Origin of the sequence: Leclercia sp. M-A074-M, assembly GCF_965195605.1 — a bacterium.
Lineage (GTDB): Bacteria > Pseudomonadota > Gammaproteobacteria > Enterobacterales > Enterobacteriaceae > Enterobacter.
On sequence record NZ_CBDAHM010000013.1, the window covers coordinates 76,735 to 83,511 of the forward strand.

The 6,777-nt window shown below is 54.0% G+C and carries 8 protein-coding genes, 2 tRNA genes and 1 rRNA gene; 2 read left to right on the forward strand and 9 right to left on the reverse strand.

Translation table 11 applies throughout. The annotated features are described in order from the left end of the window. Positions 1–44: 44 nt before the first annotated feature. The 5 genes from ilvE to ilvL all read right to left on the reverse strand — a co-directional run bounded on the left by ilvE (position 45) and on the right by ilvL (position 3,141). Complete coding sequence (gene ilvE / locus ACOKCT_RS21035; RefSeq protein ID WP_103177472.1) at positions 45–974, reverse strand: branched-chain-amino-acid transaminase; 930 nt, start codon at positions 972–974, stop codon at positions 45–47. A 16-nt stretch (positions 975–990) separates the two neighbouring features. Continuing rightward, positions 991–1,260, reverse strand: a complete 270-nt coding sequence (gene ilvM / locus ACOKCT_RS21040; RefSeq protein WP_103177473.1) for an acetolactate synthase 2 small subunit — start codon at positions 1,258–1,260, stop codon at positions 991–993. After that, the gene (gene ilvG / locus ACOKCT_RS21045) at positions 1,257–2,903 is read right to left on the reverse strand and encodes an acetolactate synthase 2 catalytic subunit (protein WP_180210058.1); all 1,647 of its coding nucleotides are present in this window, start codon (positions 2,901–2,903) and stop codon (positions 1,257–1,259) included. The genes ilvM and ilvG overlap by 4 nt, the downstream gene beginning before the upstream one ends. 2 nt (positions 2,904–2,905) lie before the next feature. After that, complete coding sequence (gene ilvX, locus ACOKCT_RS21050) at positions 2,906–2,956, reverse strand: peptide IlvX (protein WP_197090613.1); 51 nt, start codon at positions 2,954–2,956, stop codon at positions 2,906–2,908. An 86-nt stretch (positions 2,957–3,042) separates the two neighbouring features. Continuing rightward, on the reverse strand, positions 3,043–3,141 hold the full coding sequence (ilvL, locus tag ACOKCT_RS21055) for an ilv operon leader peptide (protein WP_001311244.1): 99 nt from the start codon (positions 3,139–3,141) through the stop codon (positions 3,043–3,045). A gap of 342 nt (positions 3,142–3,483) precedes the next feature. On the opposite strand from ilvL, the gene ACOKCT_RS21060 reads away from it, so the two are divergent. Then, positions 3,484–5,004: a YifB family Mg chelatase-like AAA ATPase gene (locus ACOKCT_RS21060; RefSeq protein WP_159340420.1), complete on the forward strand. Its 1,521-nt coding sequence runs from the start codon at positions 3,484–3,486 to the stop codon at positions 5,002–5,004. Positions 5,005–5,029: 25 nt separating this feature from the next. Here ACOKCT_RS21060 and ACOKCT_RS21065 read toward each other — a convergent pair whose 3' ends face one another. Next, positions 5,030–5,368 carry a DUF413 domain-containing protein gene (locus tag ACOKCT_RS21065; RefSeq protein ID WP_039031246.1) on the reverse strand — a complete coding sequence of 113 codons (339 nt, stop codon included), beginning with the start codon at positions 5,366–5,368 and terminating at the stop codon, positions 5,030–5,032. Between the two features lie 118 nt (positions 5,369–5,486). Between ACOKCT_RS21065 and hdfR the strand changes: the two genes are divergently transcribed. Continuing rightward, positions 5,487–6,308, forward strand: coding sequence for an HTH-type transcriptional regulator HdfR (hdfR, locus tag ACOKCT_RS21070; RefSeq protein WP_156655365.1), 822 nt, complete (start codon positions 5,487–5,489; stop codon positions 6,306–6,308). A 100-nt stretch (positions 6,309–6,408) separates the two neighbouring features. On the opposite strand, the gene ACOKCT_RS21075 is transcribed toward hdfR, so the two are convergent. From ACOKCT_RS21075 to rrf, 3 genes are all read right to left on the reverse strand, one after another. Next, positions 6,409–6,484: transfer RNA gene (locus ACOKCT_RS21075), tRNA-Trp, on the reverse strand. A gap of 50 nt (positions 6,485–6,534) precedes the next feature. Continuing rightward, a tRNA-Asp gene (locus ACOKCT_RS21080) sits at positions 6,535–6,611 on the reverse strand. A gap of 55 nt (positions 6,612–6,666) precedes the next feature. Continuing rightward, positions 6,667–6,777 (reverse strand): 5S ribosomal RNA (gene rrf / locus ACOKCT_RS21085); the annotation flags it as partial.

The window sequence follows — 6,777 nt, forward strand, 5'->3', positions numbered from 1 at the left end:
TCTATCTGGTAAATGGGACGGTGCGTGCTGTCCCATATTTATGCTTATGGATTAACCTGGTCCAACCAACCCCATTTATCTTCGGTTTCGCCGGTGAAGAGGCCGAAGAAGGCTTCCTGGATACGTTTAGTGACCGGGCCACGGCGGCCTTCACCGACCTGGATGCCGTCGACGCTGCGTACCGGGGTGATCTCTGCTGCGGTACCGGACATGAACACTTCATCGGCCAGATACAGTGATTCACGGGACAGCACCTGCTCGCGCACTTCAATGCCCAGATCCTGCGCCAGTTTGATAATGGCGTCGCGGGTGATCCCTGGCAGGGCGGAAGAGGTGAATGGCGGGGTGAAGAGGACGCCATCTTTCACTTCAAACAGGTTCTCACCCGCACCTTCAGAGATATAGCCGTTCACATCCAGGGCGATACCTTCCTGATAACCGTGACGGCGCGCTTCGCTGCCTACCAGCAGGGAGGAGAGATAGTTACCGCCCGCTTTGGCTGCGGTCGGGATAGTGTTTGGCGCCACACGGTTCCAGGAGGAGACCATCGCATCGATCCCCTGTTCCAGCGCTTCGGCGCCCAGGTATGCTCCCCACGGGAACGCGGCGATGATCACATCGGTGGTGTAACCGGCTGGCGGGTTGACGCCCATACCCACATCACCCACGAAAACCAGCGGACGAATATAGGCGCTGGTCAGGTTGTTTTTACGCAGCACCGCGCGGCAAGCTTCCATCAGCTCGTCGACGCTCTGAGAAACAGGGAAGCGATAAATTTTGGCTGAATCACGCAGACGTTGCATGTGTTCACGATGACGGAACACCACCGGGCCTTTGTGTGAGTCGTAGCAACGGATACCTTCAAATACAGAAGTACCGTAGTGAAGCGCATGGGACATCACGTGGACTTTAGCGTCCTCCCAGCGAACCATCTCACCATTGGACCAAATGAAATCAGCTTTTTTCGTCGTCATTTTTCTTCCTTTGCGCTCAGGCGCGAATTTGTTGTGTTTGTGATGAAGCGGCACGCTGCTGGATATCAACCCGGGCGACGTCGACAAGTTTGCTCAACTGGCTAAACAGTAATTCGACGGGGCGCTGACTGGCAACGGTCAATTCAATATTTATGTTCTGCGCGTCGGTGGCGGTTTCCATGTTCATCGAACAGATCTGGAACCCACGATGGCGCACCACGCGCAATACACGTTCTAACGTTTCCGGGTTGAAGCGAGCCTGAACGGCGACCTGATGTTGCATCATGATAATTTCTCCAGCATTTGTGAGTTACTGGCGCCGGGCGGCACCAACGGCCAGACATTCTCAAGCTCGTCGATTGAGACATGAAGCAGGTAAGGCCCCTTGCTGGACAACATTTCATCAAGTGCCGCTTCAACCTGGTCTTTACGGGTGATGTGCTGGCCAGGGATGCCGAAGGCGCTGGCCAGAACGAGGAAATCGGGGTTATCGGTCAGGGTGGTTTCGCTGTAACGCTCCTGGAAAAAGAGCTGCTGCCACTGGCGAACCATGCCCAAACGTTGGTTATCCAGCAGCACGATCTTCACCGGCAACTGCTTACGCTTGATGGTGCCGAGCTCCTGTACGTTCATCATGAAGGAGCCGTCACCGGAGATGCAGATGACCGTATCGTCCGGGCGCGCTACCTGCGCCCCAACGGCGGCAGGCAGACCAAAGCCCATCGTGCCTAAGCCGCTGGACGTGATGAAATTTTCCGGGCGCGTGTAGGTCATGTGCTGGGCTGACCACATCTGGTGCTGGCCCACGTCGGTGGTGACTACGCTGTCGGCTGGCTTACGATCCGACAGCTGTTTCAGCAGCAGCGGCGCATAGATAGCGTCACCCGGATGGTCATAGCGCCAGGCATGTTCGCGGCGCATTGCTGCCGCATGCTGACGCCAGGCGTCAATCGCTAATGGCTGTTGCAACGCAGGCAACAGCGCGTTGAGATCCCCTTGCAAAGCCACATGCGCCTGACGGAGCTTATTCATCTCTGCCGGATCGATATCCATATGAATAACTTTTGCATTCGGCGCGAAGGTATTCAGCTTGCCGGTGACACGATCGTCAAAGCGCGCGCCCACAGCGATCAACAGGTCGCACTCCTGCACCGCGAGGTTGGCCGCTTTCGTGCCGTGCATCCCCAACATACCCAGATAGTACGGGTAGTCGGCATCCACCGCGCCCAGCCCTTTCAGTGTGCAGGTCGCGGGCATTTGGGTAACCGCGATAAATTCACGCAGGGCTGGAACGGCCTGCGCCATCCCAACGCCGCCGCCTACGTAGAGGATCGGTTTTTGCGCGTGGGCCAGCATCTGGCTCGCTTCATCTGCTTCGGTATGCGGGAAATCATCGGCGTTCTCAACGGTAGAGAAGTGAGGCTCCAGCTCGCCCAGCGCAACCTGGATATCTTTAGGAATATCAACCAGAACCGGACCAGGACGGCCTGAGTTTGCCACCTCAAATGCCTCCGCCATGACGCGAGGCAGCTCTTCGAGTGACTGGACGAGGAAGCTGTGTTTCGTACACGCCAGTGACAAACCGAGAACGTCCACTTCCTGGAAAGCATCGGTGCCGATGAAGGGAGAGGCAACCTGACCGGTGATGGCCACAACGGGAACGGAATCGAGCAGTGCGTCAGCCAGACCGGTGATGAGGTTGGTCGCACCCGGGCCAGAGGTCGCCATACAGACGCCAGTTTTCCCCGTAGCACGCGCATAACCGATGGCCGCCATTGCTGCGCCCTGCTCGTGTCGGCACAACAGATGTTCCACGCCGCCGTCATACAGAGCATCGTAAATCGGCATAATTGCACCACCCGGGTAACCGAATACTGTCTCGACTCCCTGCGCTCGCAACGCATGTACTACCCATTGTGCGCCATTCATAGTTACTTCCCCGTCGTAAATCGGGAGAAACAGAATTTTATGCTGTTACTCATCATCTGCTCCTCGCTTATGTTTTAAGGTCATAAAAAAACCCCCGGACCTTTCGGTGCGGGGGTCTTAGTTCGTTAAGGCTTGATTATTAAGCCTTTCCTCGTCCAAGTGCAGCCCCGCACGGTGGGATAATAATCACCACCACGCTAATCACGACCAGGCTAATCACTCGTAGAAGGGCTGTCATTTGCTGTTCTTTTTGCATCTTGTTCGAAGGAATACCTAAAGAGGTATCACAGATATCGAATCAAACACAACATTTTTTTATAATTCATTTGCTTATTACGCTAATAGTTTAGATAAAAATCATTGTTTTTTATGACAAAAATAGAAAATGAATTATTTTCATTTTTTCCTGGGCAATGAGGGTGAGAAGACAAGCTTATTACCCTTTTGCGAGCAGGCCTCCATGGTGATGAAAACATTACAATTAAGGGAAAATATTCATGAACAGGCCACGTAAAAACGCGAACTGACGGTAAAAATCGCGTCGGACAGATGACATAGTGGCACGACAAGGAGGCCATTTATGTCATTGTCGGTTGTCTATACCCGCGCTGCATTAGGCGTTGAAGCACCGCTTATTTGCGTAGAAGTTCATCTCAGTAATGGCCTGCCTGGCCTGACGCTGGTCGGCTTGCCCGAAACTACCGTTAAGGAGGCCAGAGACCGGGTACGCAGCGCGATCATCAATAGTGGTTATACCTTCCCGGCCAAAAAGATCACCATCAATCTGGCCCCAGCCGATCTCCCTAAGGAAGGGGGACGATACGATTTACCTATCGCCATCGCGCTTCTCGTCGCCTCTGAGCAGCTCTCCTCCTCCAGGATAAGCGCATATGAGTTTGTGGGTGAGCTGGCGCTTACAGGCACGTTAAGAGGGGTTCCTGGCGCGATATCTGGCGCTCTGGCGGCTATACGCGCCGGGAGAGAGATTATCGTCGCCAGAGATAATGCTGCTGAAGTCAGCCTTATTGAAGAAAAAGGCTGCCTGGTTGCTGAACACCTCCAGGAAGTATGCGCTTTTCTTGAGGGATGTCATGAGCTGGCCGCGCCCGTTGGGGAGCCGTTTGTTGCCGAACATAACGAGTGTGACATCAGCGATATCATCGGCCAGGAACAGGGTAAGAGGGCGCTGGAGATCACCGCAGCTGGTGCGCATAACCTGCTGCTCATTGGCCCACCCGGCACCGGCAAAACCATGCTCGCGAGCCGGCTCAACACTCTGCTGCCGCCACTCAGTAACCATGAGGCGCTGGAAAGCGCGGCTATCGTAAGCCTGGTCAGCGCCACATCAATGTATAAACAATGGCGTCAGCGCCCTTTCCGGGCCCCGCATCATAGTGCCTCGCTGGTAGCCATGGTGGGTGGAGGTGCAATCCCCGGGCCGGGAGAGATCTCACTGGCACATAATGGCATTCTGTTTCTGGACGAATTGCCCGAGTTTGAGCGTCGCGTGCTGGACGCCTTACGCGAGCCCATTGAATCCGGGCAAATTAATATCTCCCGCACGCGCGCCAAGATCAGTTATCCGGCACGCTTCCAGCTTATCGCCGCCATGAACCCCAGCCCAACGGGGCACTATCAAGGCAATCATAATCGCTGCTCGCCCGAGCAGACGCTCCGCTATCTGGGTCGCTTGTCCGGGCCATTCCTCGACCGCTTCGATCTATCGCTCGAGATCCCACTCCCGCCGCCAGGCTTACTAAGCCAGGCGCATAAAACGGGGGAATCAAGCCTCACCGTGCGAAACCGAGTGATTGCCGCACAGGAGAGGCAGCTGGCAAGGCAGAAGAAACGTAACGCGCATCTGGATAACGCTGAGATCCGCACTTTTTGCCGGCTAGCGGCAGATGACGCGCTGTGGCTGGAGGAGACACTTACCCATTTTGGTCTGTCAGTACGTGCGTGGCAGCGGTTGTTAAAAGTTGCCCGTACTATTGCCGATCTGGAGGAGTGTGAAAATATTGAACGCAGGCATCTACAGGAAGCGCTGAGCTATCGCGCTATTGACCGCCTGCTGCTACACCTGCAAAAGATGCTGGCATAAAAAAAGGGGCCTTAGCCCCTTTTTATTAATCGTCTGAATCGGTGTAGTCTTCCGCACCTTCCATCTGTGGTTTACCACCAGACAGAGTATGGAAACGCTTTGGACGCTTGATACGCGCCATATATTTGATCCATACGCGCTCCGCTTCCGTTACTGGCTCGCGCTCGCCACGGCAGACGGCAACAAATGATTTTTCGTCTTCAGTGGAGGGTTCACGTTTTCCCAAATCCAGTTCATTGAAGGCATAACCATGGCGCTCAAGCAGTTGTGCCTCTTTGATGGTGAAATCACCATGGCGAGAAAATCCGCGTGGATAATTTTTGTTGTCGAAAAAACGATTAGTCGTCGTAAAGCTTTCCGCCATCCTACACGCTCCTATATCTTTGGCCGAGCTATTTATGGCGCGGAGTATTAGTTACGCTTGACAGAGCGTCAAACAAAACATTTAAATCATAACGACAAATAATTTTGCGGAGAATACCGTGGATACGGAATTGCTAAAAACTTTTCTCGAAGTGAGCAGAACTCGCCACTTTGGGCGCGCCGCAGAAGCGCTTTATCTGACGCAGTCGGCAGTGAGCTTTCGTATTCGACAGCTTGAAAATCAGCTCGGTGTAAACCTTTTCACCCGCCATCGCAACAACATCCGCTTAACGCCAGCGGGAGAGAAACTTCTGCCGTATGCCGAAACGCTCATGAACACCTGGCAGGCGGCACGTAAAGAGGTTGCTCATACCTCAAAGCATAATGAGTTCTCTATCGGTGCCAGCGCCTCGCTATGGGAGTGCATGCTTAGCCCGTGGCTGAGTCGGCTATATCGCTCTCACGGGCATCTGCAGTTTGAGGCGCGTATTGCGCAACGGCAGTCGCTGGTTAAGCAACTGCATGAAAGACAACTGGATCTTCTGATCACTACCGAAGCACCAAAAATGGATGAATTTAGCAGCCAGGTTCTCGGCCAGTTCAGTCTGGGACTCTATGCGGCGGAACCTTCCGCTCTGAAAAGCGACCTGAATTATCTGCGCCTTGAATGGGGCCCCGATTTCCAGCCGCATGAGGCGGGGTTGATTGCAGCGGACGATGTTCCAGTCCTGACAACCAGTTCTGCTGAAATAGCCTGCCAACAACTCGCAGCGCTTAAAGGTTGTACCTGGCTGCCACAACGCTGGGCCAGTAATAAACCAGGCCTGTATGCGGTCACCGATTCAGCCCTGCTCCAGAGGCCGCTATACGCTATCTGGCTTCAGAACAGTGACAAACAGGGGCAGATCAAAGATCTACTTAAAATCAGCGTGATGGAGTGAATCAGCCTGTTGCAGGGACGCAATTAAAGGCTTAAAGAGGGGAAAGTTGAAATATTACAGGCAAAAAAAAATCCTTCGCCGAAGCAAAGGATTCTTTATATGGCAGGGGCGGAGAGACTCGAACTCGCGACACCCGGTTTTGGAGACCGGTGCTCTACCAACTGAGCTACGCCCCTAAATTTCTTACTACTAAGCCTGCTAATGTAGCAGGCTTAGTTTAAATAAGTGGCGGAACGGACGGGACTCGAACCCGCGACCCCCTGCGTGACAGGCAGGTATTCTAACCGACTGAACTACCGCTCCACCGAATACTTCTACAACTACCGGTTTATTGCCCCGGTTTACTACGTAATTTGATGCCTGGCAGTTCCCTACTCTCGCATGGGGAGACCCCACACTACCATCGGCGCTACGGCGTTTCACTTCTGAGTTCGGCATGGGGTCAGGTGGGACCACCGCGCTACAGCCG

Bases quoted from the DNA above. Each gene is read 5' to 3' on its own strand.
- ilvL (WP_001311244.1), bottom strand. From the start codon at position 3,141: ATGACAGCCCTTCTACGAGTGATTAGCCTGGTCGTGATTAGCGTGGTG.
- ilvG (WP_180210058.1), bottom strand. From the start codon at position 2,903: ATGAATGGCGCACAATGGGTAGTACATGCGTTGCGAGCGCAGGGAGTC.
- ilvM (WP_103177473.1), bottom strand. From the start codon at position 1,260: ATGATGCAACATCAGGTCGCCGTTCAGGCTCGCTTCAACCCGGAAACG.
- ilvE (WP_103177472.1), bottom strand. From the start codon at position 974: ATGACGACGAAAAAAGCTGATTTCATTTGGTCCAATGGTGAGATGGTT.
- ACOKCT_RS21060 (WP_159340420.1), top strand. From the start codon at position 3,484: ATGTCATTGTCGGTTGTCTATACCCGCGCTGCATTAGGCGTTGAAGCA.
- ACOKCT_RS21065 (WP_039031246.1), bottom strand. From the start codon at position 5,368: ATGGCGGAAAGCTTTACGACGACTAATCGTTTTTTCGACAACAAAAAT.